The sequence below is a fragment of the Lentilactobacillus parakefiri genome, from assembly GCF_002157585.1.
GTDB lineage: Bacteria > Bacillota > Bacilli > Lactobacillales > Lactobacillaceae > Lentilactobacillus > Lentilactobacillus parakefiri.
The window spans coordinates 2,539-2,842 of sequence record NZ_BDGB01000074.1 but is presented as its reverse complement, the minus strand read 5'-3'; the positions used below and the strand labels follow the sequence as shown (position 1 = coordinate 2,842).

Below are 304 nucleotides of genomic sequence, written 5' to 3'. Positions count from 1 at the left end.
GGCAGTCCCAATCTTGAATTTGCCATGAAACCATTGAATTCCCTAATTGAGTTAATACCAAACCAACCATACAAGCAGTTCCTGCACACTGACCAAGGTTGGCAGTACCGACATCGAACATGGCAGAAGAAGCTCAGAAGCGCTCACATCATCACACCAAGCATGTCTCGACGAGCAACCTGCTTAGATAACGCTTGTATGGAAAGCTTCTTTAACAAGTTAAAAGTTGAGTTAGGCGACTTATCCAATTACAATTCCGCTGAGGAATTGATAACGGCTGTCAAAAAGTGGATAATCTACTACA

General features: G+C 42.8%; 1 protein-coding gene. It reads left to right on the top strand.

Annotation, left to right across the window (positions count from 1 at the left end; translation table 11 throughout):
- On the top strand, positions 1-304 hold a 304-nt coding region (locus LPKJCM_RS08370), incomplete at both ends, for an integrase core domain-containing protein (RefSeq protein ID WP_165758586.1).